Source organism: Shimia sediminis, assembly GCF_003990645.1.
Taxonomy (GTDB): domain Bacteria; phylum Pseudomonadota; class Alphaproteobacteria; order Rhodobacterales; family Rhodobacteraceae; genus Shimia; species Shimia sediminis.
On record NZ_RYZK01000005.1, the window covers coordinates 248423 to 269316 of the forward strand.

Here is a 20894-nt window from a genome sequence, read left to right on the forward strand (position 1 = left end):
AAACCAATCGAAACCGGCCACAAAATTGCACGAATCTCCCAACATTCTGACGTGGATTTTTTAAACAAGTTCCGTTTTTGGAGAGTGCTCATGATGGGTCCGTTTGCCGCCATTGAATCCGTGATTTTTAAGTATTTCAGACTGCGCGGTCGCGCCACACGGGCGGAATACTGGTGGTGGGGGTTGTTTCAGTTTCTGGTGCTGACAGGACTTATCGTTCTGGATGTCATGTCCATCAATCCTGACGCCCCCGCGCTGGCCAGCGCCTCGGGGTTCAAATCGCCGTATTTCTTGCTGCTGACCCTCATTCCGAATTTTACCGTCACAATCCGTCGCCTGCATGATTCCGGGCGCTCGGGCTTTTGGTATCTCATCACCATGGTGCCTATTGTCGGCCCGCTCTGGTTCCTGTTCCTGATGGTCCTGCCCTCGGAAAAGGACGATAACATCTACGGTCCCTATGGTGGGCCGGGCCCGTCACGCCGCCGCCCGCTGCACGCCCAGGACTCGCGGCGACGCCACGATCCGATGCAGGGCTATGCCGTTCTGGAACGCATCAGGCAGGAACCGACCCCCGAGATGATCGCCGCACGGCAGGCCAACATCCACGACTACTACAAAAGCCGCGTGCTTGCGTCGCAAACACAGCGCCTGAGCTGACACCGCCGCCCACAGCGCCCTCTCATCCCCCGAGGGCGCATGCGCCCAAAAGATCGCGCCACGCTGCGCATTTTTCCACATGGGTTCTGCAGCCAGACACATACACCTTTTGTTGCTTTGAACGTGAACGCGGCTTTTCCCAAATCGAGGGCACGGCACCGCAATACCGATGCCGCCTTATCATACCTCGGGCCGCTGGAAATTTCTGCCGCGCGCCTCTCACAGACCAAAAGGGAAGAACCCATGTCATCTTTCAAATCGCTCATCGTCGGCGCAGCACTCGCCGTCACCATGGTCAGCTCGGCCTTTGCCGCCGGTGTCGACGTCAACGCCACGCCCACCGGCCTCGCGCTTCAGGGCTATGACCCGGTCGCCTATCACACCGTGGGTGAACCAACCAAAGGCGACTTTCAGATCACCTCGACCTACAACGAGGCGACCTATCGTTTTGCCTCGGAAGAGAACAAGGCCAAGTTTGATGCCGACCCGGCGGCCTACGCCCCGCAATACGGCGGTTACTGCGCCTTTGGAACGGCCATGGGCTTTAAGTTCGACGGCGATCCGACCGTGTGGAAGATCGTCGACGGCGAGCTGTTCCTGAACCTCGCAACCGGCGTTCAGCAGCGTTGGGAAAAAGACATCCCCGGCTTTATCGAAAAGGCCGACGCCAATTGGGTCGACATCGAGGACAAAGCCCCGGCAGAGCTGCAGCAATAAGACGTCTCATACCCGGAGCACAGCCGTGCGCCGGGTCTTGTGCACCACATCAAAAGGCGGCCCCTCGGGGTCGCCTTTTTCGCAGGCACTGTGCCTACACCAAACGGGCAGGAGTTTCCTGCCCACCTACCCAGTGACGGATTTGCTGATAGCTGTGTACCTCGGCAAGGCGCTTGTGGGCATCAAGCCCCCTATCTGTTCGGACATCCCCTTGGGCAGGGAGAATTCGGCCACCATGGTCAAATTATGCAAAAGGGCCAGCGCTACGACCGTATCGAAACTGAGCGCATCCTTGTTCAGGTAGCGAAGCAGGTCAGGCAACAGTCGTTGTATTTCGGAAACAAACTCATCGGTCCGCGCCAATGCTTCGGCAAAACTCAGGCCAATCCTGCGCGGTATTTCCGTCTCAAAAAACTGGCGTGCCTGGGGTGCGGCCAACTCGGCAACACCCAGGTGCGGTATGCGGGGATAACACAGTGCATTCACCGGCACCGACAGCTTTTCCAAAAGGTCGTCAAAGTCGGCACTGGTCCGATAGCTGGACAAAAGCGGCCTGCCCTTACGATCAAAATGCCGGACAATCTCGGCACTGTCCTGCAGAACCACATCCCCATCAACCAGAACCGGAACCGTGCGCTCGGGCACGCGTTTGGCCAAGTCGTCCGGGAAGCTTCCGGGCGCAAGAGGGATGATCTCCGGGTGCAGGTTTTGCCACCCCGCCATGATCCGTGTGCGGATGCAATAGGGGCAGGATTCGAACACATAAAGTTTCACGTGTAGCCTCCGGTTAACATGTGGGGGCGAGGCCCGAGGGCCTGCGCGTCAGGCATGAGAATTGTTGATCGCGTTCCGGTCGCGGCCCCTGGCAAACCACATCCGCGAGAACAAGTGATCCCGCCGGATGAACTGATGCCAAAGCGCAGCCAAAGCATGCCCCGCAACCGCGATCAACAACAATTGGGTGGCCAGCGCATGGGCCTTGTGCAGAGCGCTCTCCGCAAAACCGACCGGCAATGGACCACCGCCCAGCGCCACCTGAAACAGGTTGCCCTGAACCGCCATTCCCAGGCCGGTGGCGACAACCACGGCCACCAGCCCATAGAGCCCCAGATGCATCCAATGCGCCGCCTTGGTCATCAGCCCACCCTGCCCTGCCGGGGGCTGCACCTTGCGGGTGGTCGCCCGCGAGACTACCCGCAGCACGAGCAGTGCAGAAATCACCAGACCGCTGATCAGATGAAAGTTCAAAGGCACGTAGCCTCCAGACAGCAATGCGATGATGATCAGCAGCGCCATCACCCAATGCAGTGTCACAACAGATGGATGAAACCGTTGCATGGTTACTGCACGCGCTTCAGCATGTAGTCGATGGCGTCGATGATCTGCTGATCCGAACAGCTGGCGCAGCCGCCTTTTGCCTTGTGGTCCTTGGTGCCACGCAGCACGGTCTCTTGCATCTGCGCCTTGGAATCCCGCGCCAGATACTTCTGCCACGTGGCGGGTTTCTCAACATTGGGGGCGCCTGACATGAAGCCCTTGAAGCCGCCGGTGTGGCATTCGGAACAGACGGATTTGAACGTGTCAGAACCCGCGGCCTGTACAGACGTGGTCGCCATCAGGCCAACCGCGACCGCTGCGGACGCCTTGCGAAACATTGAGATCAATTGAAGTGTCATCAGATAGTCCTCTTATTTCTGGTTATTTCTGGATGTTGGTGCAGGCCTTTACGAGGTCTGCGCATTTGGTGATGCTGCCACCGCCCCATCCGGCGCGGTTCTTGCTGTCTACTTTGGTGATCACACCGTCTTTGATGGTGAACGTGAAAACACAGGCCTTGGGCGCATCTGCGGCACCTGGCGTAGCCAGGGTCAGGCCATCTGCGCCGCGCTCCTGCACGGAACTGTAGATGGCAATCGTCTGGCCATCCTGCGTGGTCAGTGCCGCGGGCTTTCCTATGCAGGTTTCCAGGCGTTCTGCCGGTGCGCCGGTCAGCGCGGCCTTGGCTTCTTTGACGGTCCGATAGGCCGGAGCTGCATTTGCAGCCGATGCGGCGACCATTGCAACCGTCAGGATAAGGGCTCGTTTCATGATTTTCTCTTCCTTTTGTGGTTGGTGTGAGTGGGTCAGCCCCGGCTGACAGCCATGTAGGCAAAGGCCGTTGCGACCATGCCCAGAACAAAGCGGATCCAGTGAATCTGCAGCCACAACGCCAATGTTTCCGGGGCATCAGCGATCGGCATGTTCCCCGCGGCAAACGCCGAGTTTGTCGGAACGAAAAATCCGAATGTCAGCACCGCGACGCCAAGCCAGCACGACAGGGTCGCCACCCACCATTTGCGCGCGGGACGGCGCCAGAACAGCACCGTGCACAGGATGGTTCCGAGCAGAGCAGGCATGGACACCAGCGGGATCGTGTCCTGAATGAAGCCGTTGTTGGTGGCAAACCAGTTCAGGAACTGCTGCGGCGGCAGGCTTTGGTAAAACCCACCCAACGTGATCCCGATAAACAGCATGACACCGGCGAACATGCCCGAAGCAACGATGGTCACCCCTTCCGCACCGCGCTGAAAAAGCGAGGGCGAAGCAGTACCCGGATGAGAGTTGATGGTCACAAGATATCTCCTTTCCCATTGCCTATTTGCATAGCTGACTATGTTTATTTATATGAATCGCCGCAAAACGACTCATTGCCAAGCCTTATATAGCACGCTATATAGATATTGTATAGTCCGCTATGTAAAGAATCGAATTCTGTATGACCTTCTCCCGACAGACCTCATCCGGTTACCTTATCAACCATCTCGCCAGACTGTTTGCCGGGGCCCTGCAGGAGGGCATAAAGCCGCTTGGCCTTTCTACCGGTGTCTTTCCGATCATGGTGCACCTCTGGGATCAGGATGGGCTGACACAGAAAGAACTGGTGGACCGCGTCGGCATAGAACAGGCCACGATGGCCAAAACCCTCGCCCGTATGGAGCGTGACAACCTGATCCTGAGGCGTGCTGATAAGGATGACCGGCGCGTTCGGCGCGCATGGCTGACGCAGCACGGCGAGACATTGCGCGACCCTGCATTGACGGTCGCGGTGACGCAGAATGCCTTGGTGCTGGCCGGGCTCAGCGCCGAGGAACAAAATCAGGTTGTGCAATTGGTCTCCAAGGCGATTGATGCCTTTGAAGCCCAGCAATCACAAGACGTGGCCGGCACGGATCACGCATGACGTCGCTGGTTGCCTTCCGTCCTGCGCAACCCTACAAAGTCTCATGACTTTCAATCATTCCAAATCTGCTGGCTATCTCGTCAACCATATTGCACGGCTGTTTTTCGAGGCTCTGCGCAAAGAGATTGACCCTCTGGGGATTGTCCCCGGGCAGTTTCCGGCGCTTTTGGCCCTGTGGCAACAGGACGGACAAACACAGCGGGAATTGGTCGAAAAACTGGACGTCGAACAGGCCACAATGGCCAACACTCTGAACCGGATGGAACGCGACGGCTTGATCCAACGCCGGGACCACCCGACGGACGGGCGTGCCAAGGTCATCTGCCTCACCGAAAAGGCGCGCGCAATCCGGGACGATGCCTATGTCGCGGCCTCATCGGTCAATGACACGGCATTGGCAGGCTTTTCGCCGGAAGAGCGCGAGTTGTTCATCACCTTCATGCAGCGCGTCATCCGAACCCTGCAAAAGACTTGATTGCGCACCGCCCGCTGCGCCTCAAAGAAGCCCCGACCTAACAAAAAAACCCCGGCCAGTCTGACCGGGGGTTTCTGCGCTGTTTATTGGTCTGAGCTGGCCATCAGTAGCCGGTGAATTTCTCAAACCGCATCTGATCGGCAGGGATTGACGCCCCTTGAAGCATCTCCTTGGTCGCGCTCACCATCCCGGCAGGACCGACACAGTAGTAGACGGGCGCGTTCAGATCCGGCAGGTGCCGCGCAAGCATCTCGCGATCTATCAGATCAGTCTCACCAGCCCAGGCCGTGGTGTCCCCTTCAAGCCCGGTCATGGTTGCAACCAACTCAAAGTTCAGGTTGGCCTTTGCCATCTCTTGCAACTCGCTCAGATAAGCAGCCGACGCCGGGTTGCGGTTGGAATAGAACAGCGTGATTTTCTGGGTCGAGCCCTGTGCGACCGCATGACGGATCATCGAGACAAACGGCGTGATCCCGATGCCGCCCGCAATCATGACCGCCGGACGCGCCGCATCCTGATGCAGGGTAAAGCTGCCATTTGGACCCGCAACCTGTACCTCGGCCCCATCGGGCAGATCCCTCAGGGAGGTTTTGAACGCACTGTCAGAGATGCGCGTGGCCACGGTCAGCTTTGCGTCCAACGGTGCGCTGACAATCGACAGCACACGGGCCTCGCCATTGGTGGGCAGGGTGATGCGCACCCATTGGCCCGGCTGATGGTTGAAACCGACCGGTTTGGTCATGTGAAAGGCCATCGTGCCCTCGGCCACCGTTTCCCGACCGATCAGTTTGACGCCATCTTTCGAAGCGCCCTTGCCCGTCAGGCGCATACCGTCGCGCATGTTCAACCCCATCAGCGTCAGGTTGGTCGCACCGGCGATCAACTCCACGCATTGCAGCAGGTAGAACGTCGTATCAAAGTTGCCGGCCGAAGCGCGGGATTCCAACAGGAAAGCCATGGGCACAAGGATCAGCAACCCGTTGGCGGCGATGATCGGCATCCGCTTCATCTTGGCCGACACCAGTGCATCGCTGCGCCCCTTGCCTAGCGACGCGCCAGACGCGCCCACAATGGCCATGGCCGGGATCAGGATGAACATCCCCTTCAGAACCAGCCCTTTTACCATGGCAACGGTTTCATGTGATCCGAACAACTCGGAAATGACGGTCGAGGTCCAGAAGGTCAGGATCATCAACAATCCGATGCCTCCTGCGATGGCGTGAACACGGGTTTTCATAGCTGGGCTCCAGTGTGATTCCAATTACATTGCTTGCTATATATTATTTAATAGTGCGCTATGCAACACCTAAGTCACGCCAACTCCACCGTTCACAGCACCCCTGAGCACCAAAAAACCAAATCGGCGGATCGCACAATTGCAATCCGCCGAAAAAGGTGAGCTCTCCACAAGGCCTGCTTATTGTTGCCGCGAGAGTCCGAGATGCTGGGTTTCAGCCCAGGAAACGCACCCAGCCACTGTGTCCCTTATCACGATGACCGGTTTTTGCCTTCTGTCAGCAAGTAATAGACGATCTTGGTCATGCGCTCCGTGGTGATGTGGAACCAGGCAAACTTTTCAAAGATGGACAGCGGGTTGGCTTCGACCACCTCTTGCATCGACATGCCCTGTTCGATCAACGGTTGCATGGTGGCCTTGATCGCCTCCAGCAAATCTACCGCAGCGGCCAGTTCCGCCTTGTTTCCGATCGGCCCGTGGCCCGCGATAAGCACCGTGTCATCATTGGCCATCTCGATGATCTGCCTCTGCGCCGCAATGAACCCATCAATGTCGCCGCCATTGTCCAGATCGACAAAGGGGTAGATCTTGTTGAAAAACAGATCGCCCGCGTGAATCACGTTTGCTTCGACAAAATGCACGATGGTGTCGTTGACTGTGTGCGCATTGGCAAAGGGGATGATCTCCAGCGTTTGACCATTCAGATGAAAGGTCGCCCGATCATTGAAGGTAAAAACCGGCAGACCGGCCTGGTCAAAGGTATCATCCACACTCAACGCGCGCCGGGTGTCTTCATGCGACACAATCCTGGTGCCTGCCGCTGCATACTCAGCGTTGCAGCCCACGTGATCGGCATGAAGGTGCGTGCTGATCAGGAAATCTACCGGACCACCCGCCAGCTCTTGTGTCGCCGCCAGAGTCACGGCGGACGATTTATGCAGACCATTGTCGATCAGCACGGACCCTTCGTCGCCAATCAGCATCCCGATTGTGCCCCCGGGATTGCCGCTTTCCACTTCCAACGCATAAACGCCCTGACCCAGCGCCCTGGGTTTCCAGGCATCTTCGCCCGTCGGCGCGCCCGCCTTGTCCCACACACCGCCATCCGTGTGGCCATGCAGGAATGATCTGTCTGTCGAAGTCGTGTCAGTCATAGGGTCTCTAGCTCCTAAGATGAGTGAACATGTGTTGAGAGGTTGAGGCCCGGGAAACCGGAGTCCCGGGCCAATTGCCGTGTCAGCCCTTGCCGTACCACATGCGGGCCATCACCCCGTCCTTCTTGACGTAGTGATGGTACAGCGCGGCACCGACATGCAGGACAAACAGCGCCAGCATCAGACGCGCGCCCAGCCCATGCGGCGCCCGCGGCAGGATCTTGGTAAAGTCAGGCAACGGCGCATCCACCGCCCCGGACAGGATTGCGCTTGCACCAGAAGCAATCATCATCCCCATACCGCTGGCGACCATGCCAAAGGTCACGATGTAAAACAGTACGTGTACCGCCTTGGCCGAGGACACCTGCCAGGCCGGGTCGCCCTGGATCGGATCAGGCTTTCGATCCGCAAGCATCCACCAAAGAAGCCGCAGGACCATCAATACCAGGATCAGGATTCCCAAAGGGGCATGTAGCGACAGAACCGCCTCTTTCGCTGCGTTGTCGACAGTGGCCGCGGTGCGAAATCCGGATCCAAGCTGGACCAGGATCAACACCGCGCTGAGCCAGTGAATAGTGACCGCAACGGTTCCGTATTTGGCTGATGTGCTTTTCATGAGTTTCTTCCTTTTGAAAATGTTCCGGACCTATGCGTCGGTCCACCCGATGTCGGAATGGGACCCATCACAGAACGGCTTGTTCTTGGATGCTCCACACCGGCACAGGACATATTTGTCAGGCGACGCGCCTTCGGCTTGCACGCCGGACGCCAGAGGGATGTCCGTGACACGGAATGGCCCGTTGCGCTCAACCGTGATACCCGGCTGCCCGGCAACAACATGCTGAGGCTGCGCGCCGGGATCGCTCCAGGCCAGCGCACCGGACGGGCATGCCCCGACAACCTCTTTGATCTGCTCGGGCGCGGCGTTGTCCGGCGTGATCCATGGGTCGCTGCCTGGTGCAAACACGCTCTTCAGCCGTGCGCCACATTCGCCCGCGTGAGAACACAACAGCCGGTTGTAATGCACGTCAATCTCCTGGCCCTTAAAGACCCGCACCCCATCGGGCGTACGATCCGCGGACACGTCAGTCGTGAACCCCACGGCACTATGAGACCCGTCGCAATAAGGTTTGTCCTTGGACTGACCGCATCTGCACAGCGCAACAACGGCCTGGGGCGCCAAGTCTTCTCCCGACGGGCCGGTCAGACGGGGGATGGCTTTTGCCACCAATGGGCCTGCGTCCCGCTCTTCGATGACAGGCTGACGTGGCCCCTTGGGTGACCCAGAGCCTCCCCCGATCTTGCCGGTCATGGTCAGACCATCACGCACATTCAATGCCATCATGGTCAGGTTGGCGGCACCGGCGGTCAGCTCCAACACCTGAACCAGATAGAACATGGTGTCGAATTCCCCGGCGGCGGACTTGCCCGCGAGAAACCACGCCGAGGGCAGCAGGATAATCAGACCATTCATGGCGATGATCGGCATGCGCTTTTTCTTGGCGCTGGCCAGTGCATCCGTACGGTTCTTGCCCATGACAGTGCCCGATCCACCGGCAATGGCCATGGCCGGGATCAGGATGAACATCCCCTTCAGAACCAGCCCCTTCACCATGGCGACGGTTTCATGTGATCCGAACAATTCGGATATGACGGTCGAGGTCCAGAACGTGAGGATCATCAACAGTCCGATCATGCCTGCGGCTGCGTGAATACGGGTCTTCATGGCGCGACTCCCTTGTCATTCCACTTGCTTGTCATCTCATTTATATTGCTTGCTATATAATATTCAACAACAAACTCTTCAACAGCGTCTTGCCGCAACACAACGTGCCCCGTCGGCTCGGCTCGGCCATCGTCATCCCCGCATGATAGGACGGGACATGAAACGCCGCAACATCGTGTTGCGGGACGGGTCTGGCAAAAACCACGGGGGGGGTTAACGGCGAAAGGGCAGCGCTATGCACTGCCCTCCTCGTTTTGGTTACGGCACCGCAAGGTGCTGTACTCAGTAACTGTAGTCGGCGAAAATCCGTGTCAGATCACCGCCCCAATCGCCGTGGTAACGCTCCAACAGCTCGTCTGCCGGCACCTTGCCGGTCTCGATGCTGTCTTTCAGCGCATTGAGGAAGTGCGTCTCATCCGGCACCAGGCCACCGGCGCCTGCCTGCCCACGCGCGACCAGTCCAGCCTCGGAAATCGCCAGAACCTCGCGCGCCAGATCGTGCATCTTCACCTTGCCCGCCTGCGCCTGCAGCCCGTCCACGCTGGCCGACACGCGCAGCATCTCGCGGGTCTCAGCGTCCCAATCCTTGACCAGATCCCAGGCCGCATCCAGCGACGACTGGTCGTACATCAGCCCCACCCAGAACGCGGGCAGCGCACACAGACGCCGCCACGGGCCGCCATCGGCCCCGCGCATCTCCATGTATTTCTTGATCCGGGCTTCGGGGAAGGCGGTGGTCAGGTGATCTGCCCAATCGCTGAGCGTCGGGGTTTCCCCCGGCAACGCAGGCAGCTCACCCTTCAGGAAGTCACGGAACGACATGCCCAGCGCGTTGATGTATTGGCCGTCGCGATAGACAAAGTACATCGGCACATCCAGCGCGTATTGCACCCAGGCCTCGAACCCGAAACCCTCTTCAAACACAAACGGCAGCATGCCCGTCCGCGCCGGGTCCAGATCGCGCCACACGCGACTGCGCCAGCTCTTGTGGCCGTTGGGCTTGCCCTCAAGGAACGGCGAATTGGCAAACAATGCGGTGGCCACTGGCTGCAACGCCAGCGCCACGCGCAGTTTCTTCACCATGTCGGCCTCGGACGCGAAATCGAGGTTCACCTGCACGGTGCAGGTGCGGCGCATCATGGTGGTGCCCATGGTGCCGACCTCTTTCATGTAGCTGTCCATCAACTTGTAACGGCCCTTGGGCATCAGGGGCATGTCTTCGTGGCTCCAGATCGGTGCCGCGCCAAGACCGATAAAGCCGACACCAATGCGGTCGGCAATGTCTTTGACATCCTCAAGGTGCTGGTTGACCTCGTCACAGGTCTGGTGAATGTTCTCCAGCGGCGCGCCACTGAGTTCCAGCTGTCCGCCCGGCTCCAGGCTGACATTCGCGCCGTCCTTTTCCAGCCCGATCAGCTTGCCGCCTTCTTCTACCGGGGACCAGCCATGGCCATCGCGCAGCCCCTCCAGCACCGCCAGAATCGACCGTTTGCCCTCGTAAGGCAGAGCCTTCAGCGTGTCCTTGCAATAGCCGAACTTCTCGTGCTCGGTGCCGATACGCCACTGGTCCTTGGGCTTGCAGCCCGACTCCAGGTATTCGGCCAGTTGCGCGTGATGTTCGATCGGACCGCCGCCGGACTGAGGAATGGACATGGGCGAAATCTCCGCAGGTAGTGAATTTCGATCTGGCCAGTGGTGAAGCCAAACGCCACCGGTGTCAATGCAGCCGGGCGGCAGGTTTGGACCAGATCACGACAGGGTGATCCGGTTTCTTGGCCAGCTGCGCCAGCATGTGTTCGGTGCGAATCCCCGGCAGGGCGGCAAAGGCATCAAACAGCGCGTCCGTCCCTTCGGCATTGACCGGAATGTGCAATTCCGGCTGTCCCGGCTGGCGCAACACCCAGACCGGCGGCGTGCTGCGCGCGTCCAGGCTGACGCCGGACAGCTCGTCGATCGCCACCGCGCCACCGTCCAGCGGGCCGAAATAAGTGATCTGCCGCTCGTCCACCTGCACCACCCCCGGCCCCCCTTGGGCCGAGCGAAACCGCGCCCGCTGCACACCGGCCAACACCAGCGCCACGCCCACCAGTCCCACGGCAAAGCCAATCCATTGCAACAGGCCATAGCCCGTCGCCCAAAACAGCCCCAACGCCAGCACCGGCAGACCCGCCAGCACTTCGCGCCAGCGCCAAAGCGCGGCCTGCGCCTCGGGTCGGATAAAACTCATGTGACACCCTCCACAGGTGGCAATTGATCGTGCAGCGCCTGCAAACGCGTCAGCGCGGTCTCGCGCGCCTCGCCCTTGCGGTTCTCGCTGCTGATCCGCCTCAGCATCTGCTCGGCAACAAAAAAGGCAAAGATCTCGCCCTGTTCTTCGGGCGGCAGGATGCGCGTGATATCGAACGCCGCCAGATCCTCGGCGTCCAGCCCCAGGGGCCCCGGCAAGCCCGGCCAATAAAGACAAGCCGCCGTCAGAAACCGCGCCGCCATGCGCGCCAGCGGCAACACATGTCCCCCCTGAATGTCATAGGCCCAGACCGTGTCGCCCTCGACGCTCAGGTTCACCGGCGCAAAATCGCCGTGCGCCATGGCATGGGTCAGGGGCTTGCGCCGATGCGGCAGGCCCAGCGCCTCCATCCGCGCCAGCGTGTCGCCGATCAACAGCGCGGCCTGCGGCGAGGTCTCCGGCAGGCCCCCGGACAGTTTGCGCACCATCTTGCGCGACCAGAACGGGCGTATTTCCTGCCGCAGAGCCGCGACATCCGCCAACCATTGCCCGCACAGCGCCATCACCCGCGACCGCTCGGCGCGGTCCTCGGTCTTTAGCGCCAGGCTCACCCGTGCCCCCGGCGCCCGTCCGAGGATCAGACAGCCTGTGTCCGGCAGAACCCCAAGAAACGGCGCCACCCGCGCCGGCCCCTCGGCCAGGGCCGCACTCAGAAACCTCAGCTCCAGCTCGGTTTCTGCCAGTTTTTGCGCCGCATCCGGTGTCATCAACCGCTTGTAAACCGCCGCCTGCCCCTGAAATTGGCCCGCAAAAACATGCGCCTCGTCGCCGGATTTCAGAACCTCATCCACCGCGCCGCTCTCTGGTCCATAAACGTCACGCAGCTCGGCCTCGATCTTACGCGCCGAGGCAGCACTGGTCAGGAGCGAGCCCAGCAACATCCCTACCAGTCCCCCAGCGCCTGCTGCCACAGTGTCATCGCCGCCACCGCCGCGGTATCGGCGCGCAACACACGCGGCCCCAAGCTGACCACATGCGAAAACGACAAGGCCTTGAGCCTGGCGCGTTCCGCCTCGGAAAACCCACCCTCGGGGCCGATCAGAATGGCCCAGGGTCCCGCTCCTTGGCCGTGACCGGCCGCCTCGCTTTTCGCGAGGAAGCCCGCAAGGGCTGAAGAGCTGCCCACCTCGGCCTCGTCACAAAACATCAACTGCCGCCCCTCGGGCCACTCCGACAACACCCGGTCCAGCCGCTGCAAATCCGTCACCTCGGGCACAAACGTCCCGCCACATTGCTCAGCGGCCTCAACCGCGTGCGCCTGCAACCGGTCCTGCCGGATACGCTCGGAATTGGTGAAATCCGTCTGAACCGGCATGATCCGCGCGGCCCCCATCTCGGCGGCCTTTTCCACGATGAAATCGGTGCGCGCCTTCTTGATCGGGGCAAACAGCAGCCACAGATCGGGCGGCATCTGCAACGGCTTGGTCTGTTCCTCGCAAACCAACACACCCTTGCGCTTGCCCGCCTCGGCGACTGTGCACCGCCACTCTCCATCCTTGCCATTGAACAACAGAACCGGATCGCCCACGCCCATCCGCATCACCCCAAAAAGGTAGTGCGCGGAATCGCGCTCCAGAGGAACCGATTGCCCTGCCCCAAGGGGATGTTCTACATACAACCTGACTTTTGCCTGTTTCATGGAAACCTACATATGGCCGACACGCCCACAACGCCAGAGCCAGACGGCCAAGTTTCCGACGCCGTGACCGGCAACTGGGTCGATCACCTCGCCCCGGCCTTCAGCCGCCCCTACCTGCGGCTCAGCCGCGCGGATCGGCCCATCGGCACGTGGCTCTTGTTGCTGCCCTGCTGGTTCGGCCTTGCGCTGGCGATGCTCTGGGACGGGCAGGCCAGCCTCCATGACGCGTGGATTTTCCTCGGCTGTGGCGCCGGGGCCTTTCTGATGCGCGGTGCGGGCTGCACATGGAACGACATCACAGACCGCGAGTTCGACGCCAAGGTAGAGCGCACCCGTTCGCGCCCCATCCCCTCGGGACAGGTCAGCGCCAAACAGGCCGCCGCCTGGATGATCCTGCAGGCGCTGATTGCCTTTGCCATCCTGCTAACCTTCCATACCAACGCCATCCTGCTCGGGTTTCTGTCGCTCTTGCCCGTTGTGGTCTACCCCTTTGCCAAACGCTTTACCTGGTGGCCGCAGGTCTTTCTGGGCATCGCCTTCAACTGGGGGGCCCTTCTGGCCTGGACCGCCCATACCGGCACGCTCAACTGGCCCGCCGTGGTGCTGTATGTTGCGGGGATCTCGTGGACGCTGTTCTATGACACCATCTATGCCCATCAGGACACCGAAGACGACGCCCTGATCGGCGTGAAATCCACCGCCCGGCTCTTTGCCGAGAACTCGCCCAAGTGGCTGCAGGGCTTCCTGATCCTCACCGTGGCGCTGTTTGCTGTCGCGGTTTACCTCGCCGCAAGTGACCGCAGCCCGCTGTCGCTGGTGGTGGCGCTGGCCGGTCCCTGGGCCATGGGCTGGCACATGCAGTGGCAAATGCGCCGCCTTGATACCGACAACCCGACGATCTGCATGCATCTGTTCCGCTCGAACCGCGATACCGGCCTGATCCCTCTGCTGTTTTTCGCCGTTGCGTGGTTCCTGTGATTGCATGCCCCGCCCCCACATCGTAACAAGACGTCGATAACCACAAACTCACCTCCGAGACGCTCCCCAGCATGCGCCTTTCCTCACTTGCCATCCTTGCCTCAACCTTTGCCGCTGCTGCGGTTGTCAGCGTTGTCGCGGCCATGTTCTCGGCTGACCTGATCGAGGACACCTCCAAACGCAGCGTCAAACAGGCCCTGATGGACAAGAACCTGATGTGGACCAAAGTCCATGCCGAAGGGCTTCAGGTCTTCCTCACCGGCGTCGCCCCGACCGAGGCCGACCGCTTCCGTGCCATCTCGACCGCAGGGGGCATCGTGGACGCCGCCCGCGTCATCGACAACATGCAGGTCGTGGCCACCGCCGACCTTGCCCCGCCGCGGTTTTCCGTGGAAATCCTGCGCAATGATTCCGGCATCCAGCTGATCGGCCTGATCCCCGAAAGCGCCGACCGCAATGCCATGCTGCGGGCCCTGCGCGACCTGGACGGCAGCCCCGAGGTCACCGATTTCCTCGAAACCGCCGCCTACGACATGCCCGAAGGCTGGCAAAAGGCGGCGAGTTTTGCGCAATACGCGCTGGAACACCTGCCCCGCGCCAAGATCTCGATGGAGGCAGGCCGGGTCTCGGTCACCGCCATGAGCGACAGCATCGAAGAACGCAAAGAGCTTGAGAGCAAGCTGCGCCGCAAGGCCCCTGCCTCGCTCGACCTGACGCTGGCGATTTCCGCGCCGCGCCCGGTCATCACCCCCTTTACCCTGCGCTTTGTCAGTGACGAAAGCGGCGCGCGCTTTGACGCCTGCTCCGCCGACACCGAAGAGGCCCGCAACCTGATCCTCGCCGCCGCGGGCACCGCAGGCCTCACCGGGTCGGCCACCTGCACCATCGGCCTTGGTGTGCCGACACCTTCCTGGGGCGAAGCGGTGAAAATCGCGCTGGACGGTGTTGCGGCACTGGGCGGCGGCACCGTGACCTTTTCGGATGCCGACATCACGCTGATCGCGCTCATGGGCACCAATCAGGCCCTGTTCGACCGCGTGGTCGGCGAGCTGGAAACCTCGCTGCCGGACGTCTTTGCCCTGCACTCCACCCTGCCACAACCCGAGGTCGAGGACGAAGAGGGCACCATCCCCGACTTCACCGCCACGCTCAGCCCCGAAGGGCTGTTGCAACTGCGTGGCCGCCTGCGCGACGATCTCAGCCGCGACACCACCACCAACTATGCCCGCGCCCGCTTTGGCAGTGACGCGGTGCACATGGCCGCGCGGCTCGACGATGGCCTGCCGATGACCTGGTCGCTGCGCGTGATGGCCGGGCTGGATGCGCTGGCGCAACTGCACAATGGCGCGCTCACCGTCACCCCCGACAGCCTCTCGGTGCGCGGCACCACGGGGGATGCCGAGGTCAACGCCCGCATCTCGCAGATGCTCGCCGACCGCCTGTCCCAGACCGACACCTTCTCGATCGACGTCACATACCAAGAGGCGCTCGACCCGGTGGCACAGCTGCCCACGCCCGAAGACTGCGAACTGGCCGTGCGCGCGGTCCTGAAAGACAAGAAAATCAGCTTTGAACCCGGCTCCGGCACGCTCGACGCCAGCGCCGAACCGATCATCGACGAAATCGCCACCGTTCTGGCCGAGTGTTCCGGCGTCGCGATTGAAATCCAGGGCCACACCGACAGCCAGGGCCGCGAGGAAATGAATCTCGCCCTCAGCCAGACCCGCGCCCAGTCGGTTCTGAACGCCCTGCATGATCGCCGCATCCTGACCGGCAGCTTTGTCGCCCAGGGCTATGGCGAAGCCACGCCAATTGCCGACAACGGCACCGAAGAAGGCCGCGAAGCCAACCGCCGGATCGAGTTCGTGCTGGTGCGCCCCGAGGCCGACCCCGAGGCCACGGATGAAGGCGACGGCGACGCAGACACATCCGCCACCGCCGAGGACACCGCCGTCGAAGAGGCCGCGCAAGCGACCGATGAGACCGAGGCGGAAACCCCCGACAACGCCGGGACCGAGACCCAGCAGGAGACGACCGATGACCAGAACTGATTTCATCATCACCACGGCAATCATTCTCTTCGTGGCCTTCTGCATGGGCTGGTTCGCCAACTGGCTGGTGCACCGCTTTTCCCGCGTCTCCCAGGCCGACGTCGACCAACTCGAAAGCATGAGCCAGGAACTGCACGAGGCCGAAGAAACCCGCGATCAGGCGATCACCTACCTGCAACAACGCGAGGCCGAGCTGACCAACCAGCTGGCCCAGACCGAAGCCGAGCTCTCCGCCGCCATGGAAGGCCTGCGCGACGCCCGCCACGAAGCCGAAGAACTCCGCGCCTACATCGAGCGTGTGAACGCGGGGTAGCGGGCCCGATTTCAGTCGCCCGACAACCGTTGCAAACGATCCAAAAGCTGTTGCACAGTGTTAGTGTCAACGGCCAAGTTTGCGCGGGTTTGTTTGACCTCGGCAGCTTCCTGCGGATGTTTCAGCTGCTCCGCCAGCCTATTCAACACATCGCCAATCCCCTCGCCTTCCGAGATCTGAGGCAGCGATTGCGTGAGACCTGAGTCTTTTTCCCGTTTTGTCACTAGTGACCGCGCGCGTTCTGCGGCGTGGCCAAAATGCAGCGTTTCCTGCAGCGCTTGACCAAAAAACGCCTCACCCCAATCCGTGAATTCATTACTGTCGTCACATCCGAACGAGTTGCGGTCCGCCGCCGATGCCGTAACAATTAGTCGACCAGATCCTGCCAGCTCATCCACAAACGACCCCGAGTAACACGCCGACACAACCACGACCGCGTTCTGAATGCCGGAGTGATCCAGCGCCGCAGCCACTTCCGCTGCGCTCAACTCCTTGCGAGACAGCCCTGGAAATGATGTCGACAAATGATCTTCAAAACCGTGTGACGTCAGAAAAATCAGCGCAACGTCCTGCGATACGTCCATTTGCTCGGACAGCCCCATAAGCGCCGCTCTCAGATTGGTACGATTCAACAGTGGCATGTCCAACGGCCCCTGAACCGTCGAACCCAAACGCAGAATACGCCCTTCAGCGCCAAATCGCTGTTCCAAGAGCCCGTACAAAGCTACGACTTCCCGTTGAAATATCTTCTGCGTTGGATAGCCGGCACCCAGTACCGCATAAAGGTCGACTTGTTCAGAGTCCTGTTCCTTAAGCGCGGCAACCTGCGCGTTAACAAGTTTCTCCTGCACAGGATAGACAACTTCGGGATCGGGCAGCGACCAACGCCGCGCCTCTTCCCCGTCTGTCGCGGTTTCAGCTTCGACCAACAGTTGGCCGCTCTCAAACTGGTATTCGGTCAGCAGGACTTGCAACGTCCCTGCCGCTGCAACACACAGGCCGATGAGACCATGGCGCAGTTTTGGGACCGCAAAGAACTTGGACAACGCCACGTAGACCGGCAGCAATCCAATCAAAACATAAGACCAATAGGCAAGGTAGGGGTCGGATAAGTGCGACAGCAACTGCACGAACAACACGACCACCAAAACCGAACCCGCAGCCATGCTCATGGAACTGACGACCAACATCCGCCCAATACGATCACCGCGCTGCAGGCATAGTGCTGCCACCATCTGTGTCACAAACCAAGCGGTCATCCCGCCAAGCCACAGTTGAAACCCGTAAAGTGAGAAATCCACCGGGCCCTCAATCCAGTATCGGCTTATGCCGAGCTGTACTCCAAACAGGATCGCCAAGGCCACCAGCACATCCACTGGTCCTCCCATCGTGCCCCTTTTGGGGACACGCCAAAAAACATAGCTCAAGGCGGAAAATGCGTTTGAAATCGGAGTCGGGCGCCGCTGCCAGGGAGAAGATTGGGTCATGCCTCTTCATGAACCGTGAATCAGGCGGAATTCTGTCCCTTCCCGCACATTTTCACGCGCAACCCTGACGGGAGTGCCACAAGTGTTAACACATCACGTCGAATTCTCTTCCCCTCCCTCCGGCGGGGTCCTCAGCAACAACCCGACCCGCGCCACAAGGATCAGTGCAAAGACCACAAGCGTTGCCGCAGGATCGCCCAGCCATCCAACCAACAACAGGTACACCGCCCCCCCGGCCAGCGACAGCGTGGCATAGAGGTCTTCTCGCAAGACACTTGGCGTGATGTTGCACAACAGATCGCGGATCATGCCTCCGGCCGTGCCCGTGACACAGCCGACCACCACCGCGATCACCGGTGACAGCCCTGCGTCCATCGCCACCTGCACCCCGGTCAGCGTGAACAGGCTCAGCCCGATGGCATCGAGATACATCAACAACCGCAGCCGCTGCCCATTGCCTGTCGGCATGGCGCGGGCCACGAAATAGCTCGCAATCGCCACTGGCACCGCCACCAGCAAATAGGTTGTGTCGCCCACCCAAAACACCGGCACGCGTCCGATCAACAGGTCGCGCAGCGTGCCGCCACCCACCGCCGTCACCACGCCCAGCACCGTCGCGCCAAACAGGTCCAGCTGAAAGCGCCGCGCCTGAATCGCTGCCGAGGCCGCCATGACCGCTGTCGCGACCATGGTGAGCCAGAAAAAGATGTTTCCCAGAATGTCCATGACGCCCACCTTGGCGGCAACGCACAGGGCAATCAATAGAAAGACCACCCATGCCGGGGCCGCGCGTTTGCCGGGTAACCCCCCCACCGTGCGCTGCATTAACCCATGCCGCACAACAGAGACGGCACCGACGCAATACCGACGTGATACCGACGCAGTACAGACCCCGGTTTTGGCCTTTAACCCTTGTGTTTTCTGGTCGAGTCGCGGCTCGGATCACCGGGCGCGGCGCCCGCCCGCGAAAGAAACCCTTTACCAGCGTTTCAGCGCGTCCTCGTCCTCGTCTTTCGAGGCCACCCATTCCGCGCCATCTGCGGTGAATTCCTGCTTCCAGAACGGCGCGCGGGATTTGAGGTAATCCATCAGGAATTCTGCCGCCGCAAAGGCATCCACCCGGTGCGGCGCAGCCGTGGCGACCATCATGATCATGTCGCCCGGACGCATCTCGCCATGACGGTGAATGACCAGCACATCGCCCAGGCTCCAACGCTCCCGCGCCTCGGCCGCGATGCTCTCCAGCGCCTTCTCGGTCATGCCGGGATAATGTTCGATCACCATGCGATCCAGCGGGTCTCCGGGCAGGTCGCGAACCACGCCGGTAAAGGTGACAATCGCCCCCATATCGGTGTGCCCGCTGGCAAAGGCATTGGCCTCTGCGCCAAAATCAAACGGCTCGGCCTGCACCACGATGCGCATGGGTTAACCCCCTGTCATCGGCGGAAAAAACGCCACTTCGCGCGCGCCATCCAGCGCGGCGTCAAACTCGGTCAGTTCCTGATCGACGGCCACACGCAGCGCGCTGAGATCGCTGAACGCCATGGCATAACGCTCTTCACGCGCCCGCAGCTCTTCGATCAGTTCCATCACCGTCGCGGCCTGGGTCTCAACCTTCTCGCGCGGCTCGCCGATCCGCTCGCGGACCCATGCAAAGTAGAGAACGTTCAAAGCCATCTCATCAGTCCTTCAGATGCGGCAGTGACTTCTTGAAATAGTCAAACCCGGTCACCGCCGTCAGCGCCGCCGCGATCCACAACAACACCAGCCCGGTACGCCCGGTCCAGACCATGCCCTCGAACTTCCAGCGCAGGCCCAGCAGGTCCTCGGTCTCGCCGGTCATGACCGCGTCGACAATCTCCTGATCCATGCCGATCACCGACATGCCCAGATAGTGCTCGAACACCCCCTGCCCAAACAGGAAAGCAATGGCGACCATCTGCGTTGCGGTCTTCCACTTGGCCAGTTTCGTGACCTTCAGCGTCCCCGCCACATCGCCAAGGAATTCGCGCAACCCCGAGACAAACACCTCGCGGAACAGGATCACCGTGGCCGGCAACACCAGCCAGGGCGTCCAATGCGCGCCGGAATAGCCCACCAGCACCATCAGCGCGATCACCACCATCGCCTTGTCGGCAATCGGGTCGATCATCGCCCCCATCTTGGTCTCCTGCCCCCAGGCGCGGGCAAGATAGCCGTCAAACCAGTCGGTGACCGACGCCACCAGGAACAGGCACAGCGCGAACCAATCCGCCCAGGGGCGGGTGAAATACAGGAACATCACGGCGACCATCGGGGCCGCGATCAGGCGCAGAACCGACAGGATATTGGGGATTGTCCATCTCATGAGGTTTTAACTAGCCTGTCTCGGCGTCAGTGAAAAGCGCTTCCCGCAGCCCGATCAGGCAGAGCCTGTGAAAATGTGATATACTGCCTGCACCGCCGGAACACCGGCCTTGCCGGTTCCCCGGATTACGAAGCACCTAGGGGAGGGCCAAACCTTGCAACCTATAGTCCTGATCGTGGGTCAGATGCCCCACATTGGCCGCGTCACCAATGAGCTCAGCCACCTGCCGATCCAATGGCTTGGCGCCCATGACCATGGCGAGGTGGTACGCCAGCTGGATACCGAGCCGCGCATCTCCTGTGTCATTATGGGCGCTGGCCTGGATGACAAAATCCGCGGCGACCTTGTTGGCGTGATTGCCCAGATGCGCCCCGATCTCTGCCTGTATCTCAAGGACCGCAGCTCGGGCCCCGATGGCCTCGCGCCTTTTGTCGCGCGCATCGTTGAAAACCTCGTCCTGAGACCACAGGACCGCACCGCGGCCTAAAGCACCGCCGCAGCGCGTTTCGAACGGCTCGCAACAAAGGGTTTCGAAACCCTTTGGACAAGCAAATTCGAATTTGCTTCAACAAGCGCCTTTCAAGGCGCTTAGCCAAGCCGTTT

The 20894-nt window shown here is 60.8% G+C and carries 26 protein-coding genes; 8 read left to right on the forward strand and 18 right to left on the reverse strand.

Annotated elements, in window-relative coordinates:
* Positions 1-90: 90 nt before the first annotated feature.
* Both EK369_RS13295 and EK369_RS13300 read left to right on the forward strand, forming a co-directional pair.
* On the forward strand, positions 91-660 hold the full coding sequence (locus EK369_RS13295; protein ID WP_127114746.1) for a DUF805 domain-containing protein: 570 nt from the start codon (positions 91-93) through the stop codon (positions 658-660).
* A gap of 243 nt (positions 661-903) precedes the next feature.
* On the forward strand, positions 904-1377 hold the full coding sequence (locus EK369_RS13300) for a YHS domain-containing (seleno)protein (protein WP_127114747.1): 474 nt from the start codon (positions 904-906) through the stop codon (positions 1375-1377).
* A 126-nt stretch (positions 1378-1503) separates the two neighbouring features.
* Here EK369_RS13300 and EK369_RS13305 read toward each other — a convergent pair whose 3' ends face one another.
* The 5 genes from EK369_RS13305 to EK369_RS13325 are packed head-to-tail and all read right to left on the reverse strand — an operon-like array spanning position 1504 to position 3989.
* The gene (locus tag EK369_RS13305; RefSeq protein WP_127114748.1) at positions 1504-2151 is read right to left on the reverse strand and encodes a glutathione S-transferase N-terminal domain-containing protein; all 648 of its coding nucleotides are present in this window, start codon (positions 2149-2151) and stop codon (positions 1504-1506) included.
* Positions 2152-2199: 48 nt separating this feature from the next.
* Positions 2200-2715, reverse strand: a complete 516-nt coding sequence (locus tag EK369_RS13310) for a cytochrome b (RefSeq protein ID WP_127114749.1) — start codon at positions 2713-2715, stop codon at positions 2200-2202.
* A 2-nt stretch (positions 2716-2717) separates the two neighbouring features.
* Positions 2718-3053, reverse strand: a complete 336-nt coding sequence (locus EK369_RS13315) for a c-type cytochrome (RefSeq protein ID WP_127114750.1) — start codon at positions 3051-3053, stop codon at positions 2718-2720.
* Positions 3054-3075: 22 nt separating this feature from the next.
* Positions 3076-3465, reverse strand: a complete 390-nt coding sequence (locus tag EK369_RS13320) for a hypothetical protein (RefSeq protein ID WP_127114751.1) — start codon at positions 3463-3465, stop codon at positions 3076-3078.
* A gap of 35 nt (positions 3466-3500) precedes the next feature.
* Entirely contained in the window at positions 3501-3989 is a 489-nt protein-coding gene (locus EK369_RS13325) for an anthrone oxygenase family protein (protein ID WP_127114752.1), read from the reverse strand.
* A 143-nt stretch (positions 3990-4132) separates the two neighbouring features.
* Here EK369_RS13325 and EK369_RS13330 point away from each other — a divergent pair, with 143 nt between their 5' ends.
* Positions 4133-4597: a MarR family winged helix-turn-helix transcriptional regulator gene (locus EK369_RS13330; protein ID WP_127114753.1), complete on the forward strand. Its 465-nt coding sequence runs from the start codon at positions 4133-4135 to the stop codon at positions 4595-4597.
* Positions 4598-4640: 43 nt separating this feature from the next.
* A complete protein-coding gene (locus EK369_RS13335; protein ID WP_127114754.1) occupies positions 4641-5072 on the forward strand; it encodes a MarR family winged helix-turn-helix transcriptional regulator in 432 nt (143 codons plus the stop codon).
* A 103-nt stretch (positions 5073-5175) separates the two neighbouring features.
* On the opposite strand, the gene EK369_RS13340 is transcribed toward EK369_RS13335, so the two are convergent.
* The 8 genes from EK369_RS13340 to EK369_RS13375 all read right to left on the reverse strand — a co-directional run bounded on the left by EK369_RS13340 (position 5176) and on the right by EK369_RS13375 (position 13115).
* Positions 5176-6309: a ferredoxin--NADP reductase gene (locus EK369_RS13340; RefSeq protein ID WP_127114755.1), complete on the reverse strand. Its 1134-nt coding sequence runs from the start codon at positions 6307-6309 to the stop codon at positions 5176-5178.
* A gap of 251 nt (positions 6310-6560) precedes the next feature.
* The gene (locus EK369_RS13345) at positions 6561-7463 is read right to left on the reverse strand and encodes an MBL fold metallo-hydrolase (protein WP_127114756.1); all 903 of its coding nucleotides are present in this window, start codon (positions 7461-7463) and stop codon (positions 6561-6563) included.
* An 82-nt stretch (positions 7464-7545) separates the two neighbouring features.
* Positions 7546-8079, reverse strand: a complete 534-nt coding sequence (locus EK369_RS13350) for a cytochrome b (RefSeq protein ID WP_127114757.1) — start codon at positions 8077-8079, stop codon at positions 7546-7548.
* Positions 8080-8109: 30 nt separating this feature from the next.
* Positions 8110-9189 carry a CDGSH iron-sulfur domain-containing protein gene (locus EK369_RS13355; protein WP_127114758.1) on the reverse strand — a complete coding sequence of 360 codons (1080 nt, stop codon included), beginning with the start codon at positions 9187-9189 and terminating at the stop codon, positions 8110-8112.
* A gap of 282 nt (positions 9190-9471) precedes the next feature.
* Entirely contained in the window at positions 9472-10842 is a 1371-nt protein-coding gene (locus tag EK369_RS13360) for a glutamate--cysteine ligase (RefSeq protein ID WP_127114759.1), read from the reverse strand.
* A 64-nt stretch (positions 10843-10906) separates the two neighbouring features.
* Complete coding sequence (locus EK369_RS13365; protein ID WP_127114760.1) at positions 10907-11416, reverse strand: hypothetical protein; 510 nt, start codon at positions 11414-11416, stop codon at positions 10907-10909.
* Positions 11413-12357, reverse strand: a complete 945-nt coding sequence (locus EK369_RS13370) for a hypothetical protein (protein ID WP_127114761.1) — start codon at positions 12355-12357, stop codon at positions 11413-11415. Before EK369_RS13370 ends, EK369_RS13365 begins: the two co-directional genes overlap by 4 nt.
* Positions 12358-12359: 2 nt before the next feature.
* Positions 12360-13115, reverse strand: coding sequence for a 16S rRNA (uracil(1498)-N(3))-methyltransferase (locus EK369_RS13375; RefSeq protein WP_127114762.1), 756 nt, complete (start codon positions 13113-13115; stop codon positions 12360-12362).
* Positions 13116-13127: 12 nt separating this feature from the next.
* Here EK369_RS13375 and ubiA point away from each other — a divergent pair, with 12 nt between their 5' ends.
* The 3 genes from ubiA to EK369_RS13390 all read left to right on the forward strand — a co-directional run bounded on the left by ubiA (position 13128) and on the right by EK369_RS13390 (position 16457).
* Positions 13128-14093, forward strand: coding sequence for a 4-hydroxybenzoate octaprenyltransferase (ubiA, locus tag EK369_RS13380; protein ID WP_235871425.1), 966 nt, complete (start codon positions 13128-13130; stop codon positions 14091-14093).
* Positions 14094-14164: 71 nt separating this feature from the next.
* Positions 14165-16144, forward strand: a complete 1980-nt coding sequence (locus EK369_RS13385) for an OmpA family protein (RefSeq protein ID WP_127114764.1) — start codon at positions 14165-14167, stop codon at positions 16142-16144.
* On the forward strand, positions 16131-16457 hold the full coding sequence (locus tag EK369_RS13390) for a hypothetical protein (protein ID WP_127114765.1): 327 nt from the start codon (positions 16131-16133) through the stop codon (positions 16455-16457). Before EK369_RS13385 ends, EK369_RS13390 begins: the two co-directional genes overlap by 14 nt.
* Positions 16458-16468: 11 nt before the next feature.
* On the opposite strand, the gene EK369_RS13395 is transcribed toward EK369_RS13390, so the two are convergent.
* From EK369_RS13395 to pgsA, 5 genes are all read right to left on the reverse strand, one after another.
* Positions 16469-17845, reverse strand: coding sequence for a C13 family peptidase (locus EK369_RS13395; RefSeq protein WP_164726997.1), 1377 nt, complete (start codon positions 17843-17845; stop codon positions 16469-16471).
* Positions 17846-18037: 192 nt separating this feature from the next.
* The gene (locus EK369_RS13400) at positions 18038-18769 is read right to left on the reverse strand and encodes a trimeric intracellular cation channel family protein (RefSeq protein ID WP_235871426.1); all 732 of its coding nucleotides are present in this window, start codon (positions 18767-18769) and stop codon (positions 18038-18040) included.
* Positions 18770-18922: 153 nt separating this feature from the next.
* The gene (locus EK369_RS13405; RefSeq protein ID WP_127114767.1) at positions 18923-19366 is read right to left on the reverse strand and encodes a molybdenum cofactor biosynthesis protein MoaE; all 444 of its coding nucleotides are present in this window, start codon (positions 19364-19366) and stop codon (positions 18923-18925) included.
* 3 nt (positions 19367-19369) lie between these two features.
* Positions 19370-19621: a molybdopterin converting factor subunit 1 gene (gene moaD / locus EK369_RS13410; protein WP_206198088.1), complete on the reverse strand. Its 252-nt coding sequence runs from the start codon at positions 19619-19621 to the stop codon at positions 19370-19372.
* A gap of 4 nt (positions 19622-19625) precedes the next feature.
* The gene (gene pgsA / locus EK369_RS13415; protein WP_127114768.1) at positions 19626-20291 is read right to left on the reverse strand and encodes a CDP-diacylglycerol--glycerol-3-phosphate 3-phosphatidyltransferase; all 666 of its coding nucleotides are present in this window, start codon (positions 20289-20291) and stop codon (positions 19626-19628) included.
* Between the two features lie 184 nt (positions 20292-20475).
* On the opposite strand from pgsA, the gene EK369_RS13420 reads away from it, so the two are divergent.
* Positions 20476-20778, forward strand: a complete 303-nt coding sequence (locus tag EK369_RS13420) for a hypothetical protein (RefSeq protein WP_306461217.1) — start codon at positions 20476-20478, stop codon at positions 20776-20778.
* Positions 20779-20894 lie beyond the last annotated feature (116 nt).

Coding starts and splice junctions, on each gene's coding strand:
- EK369_RS13295 (WP_127114746.1), top strand. CDS start 91: ATGATGGGTCCGTTTGCCGCCATTGAATCCGTGATTTTTAAGTATTTC.
- EK369_RS13300 (WP_127114747.1), top strand. CDS start 904: ATGTCATCTTTCAAATCGCTCATCGTCGGCGCAGCACTCGCCGTCACC.
- EK369_RS13310 (WP_127114749.1), bottom strand. CDS start 2,715: ATGCAACGGTTTCATCCATCTGTTGTGACACTGCATTGGGTGATGGCG.
- EK369_RS13315 (WP_127114750.1), bottom strand. CDS start 3,053: ATGACACTTCAATTGATCTCAATGTTTCGCAAGGCGTCCGCAGCGGTC.
- EK369_RS13320 (WP_127114751.1), bottom strand. CDS start 3,465: ATGAAACGAGCCCTTATCCTGACGGTTGCAATGGTCGCCGCATCGGCT.
- EK369_RS13330 (WP_127114753.1), top strand. CDS start 4,133: ATGACCTTCTCCCGACAGACCTCATCCGGTTACCTTATCAACCATCTC.
- EK369_RS13335 (WP_127114754.1), top strand. CDS start 4,641: ATGACTTTCAATCATTCCAAATCTGCTGGCTATCTCGTCAACCATATT.
- EK369_RS13340 (WP_127114755.1), bottom strand. CDS start 6,309: ATGAAAACCCGTGTTCACGCCATCGCAGGAGGCATCGGATTGTTGATG.
- EK369_RS13345 (WP_127114756.1), bottom strand. CDS start 7,463: ATGACTGACACGACTTCGACAGACAGATCATTCCTGCATGGCCACACG.
- EK369_RS13350 (WP_127114757.1), bottom strand. CDS start 8,079: ATGAAAAGCACATCAGCCAAATACGGAACCGTTGCGGTCACTATTCAC.
- EK369_RS13355 (WP_127114758.1), bottom strand. CDS start 9,189: ATGAAGACCCGTATTCACGCAGCCGCAGGCATGATCGGACTGTTGATG.
- EK369_RS13360 (WP_127114759.1), bottom strand. CDS start 10,842: ATGTCCATTCCTCAGTCCGGCGGCGGTCCGATCGAACATCACGCGCAA.
- EK369_RS13365 (WP_127114760.1), bottom strand. CDS start 11,416: ATGAGTTTTATCCGACCCGAGGCGCAGGCCGCGCTTTGGCGCTGGCGC.
- EK369_RS13370 (WP_127114761.1), bottom strand. CDS start 12,357: ATGTTGCTGGGCTCGCTCCTGACCAGTGCTGCCTCGGCGCGTAAGATC.
- EK369_RS13375 (WP_127114762.1), bottom strand. CDS start 13,115: ATGAAACAGGCAAAAGTCAGGTTGTATGTAGAACATCCCCTTGGGGCA.
- ubiA (WP_235871425.1), top strand. CDS start 13,128: ATGGCCGACACGCCCACAACGCCAGAGCCAGACGGCCAAGTTTCCGAC.
- EK369_RS13385 (WP_127114764.1), top strand. CDS start 14,165: ATGCGCCTTTCCTCACTTGCCATCCTTGCCTCAACCTTTGCCGCTGCT.
- EK369_RS13390 (WP_127114765.1), top strand. CDS start 16,131: ATGACCAGAACTGATTTCATCATCACCACGGCAATCATTCTCTTCGTG.
- EK369_RS13395 (WP_164726997.1), bottom strand. CDS start 17,845: ATGGGAGGACCAGTGGATGTGCTGGTGGCCTTGGCGATCCTGTTTGGA.
- EK369_RS13400 (WP_235871426.1), bottom strand. CDS start 18,769: ATGCAGCGCACGGTGGGGGGGTTACCCGGCAAACGCGCGGCCCCGGCA.
- EK369_RS13405 (WP_127114767.1), bottom strand. CDS start 19,366: ATGCGCATCGTGGTGCAGGCCGAGCCGTTTGATTTTGGCGCAGAGGCC.
- moaD (WP_206198088.1), bottom strand. CDS start 19,621: ATGGCTTTGAACGTTCTCTACTTTGCATGGGTCCGCGAGCGGATCGGC.
- pgsA (WP_127114768.1), bottom strand. CDS start 20,291: ATGAGATGGACAATCCCCAATATCCTGTCGGTTCTGCGCCTGATCGCG.
- EK369_RS13420 (WP_306461217.1), top strand. CDS start 20,476: ATGCCCCACATTGGCCGCGTCACCAATGAGCTCAGCCACCTGCCGATC.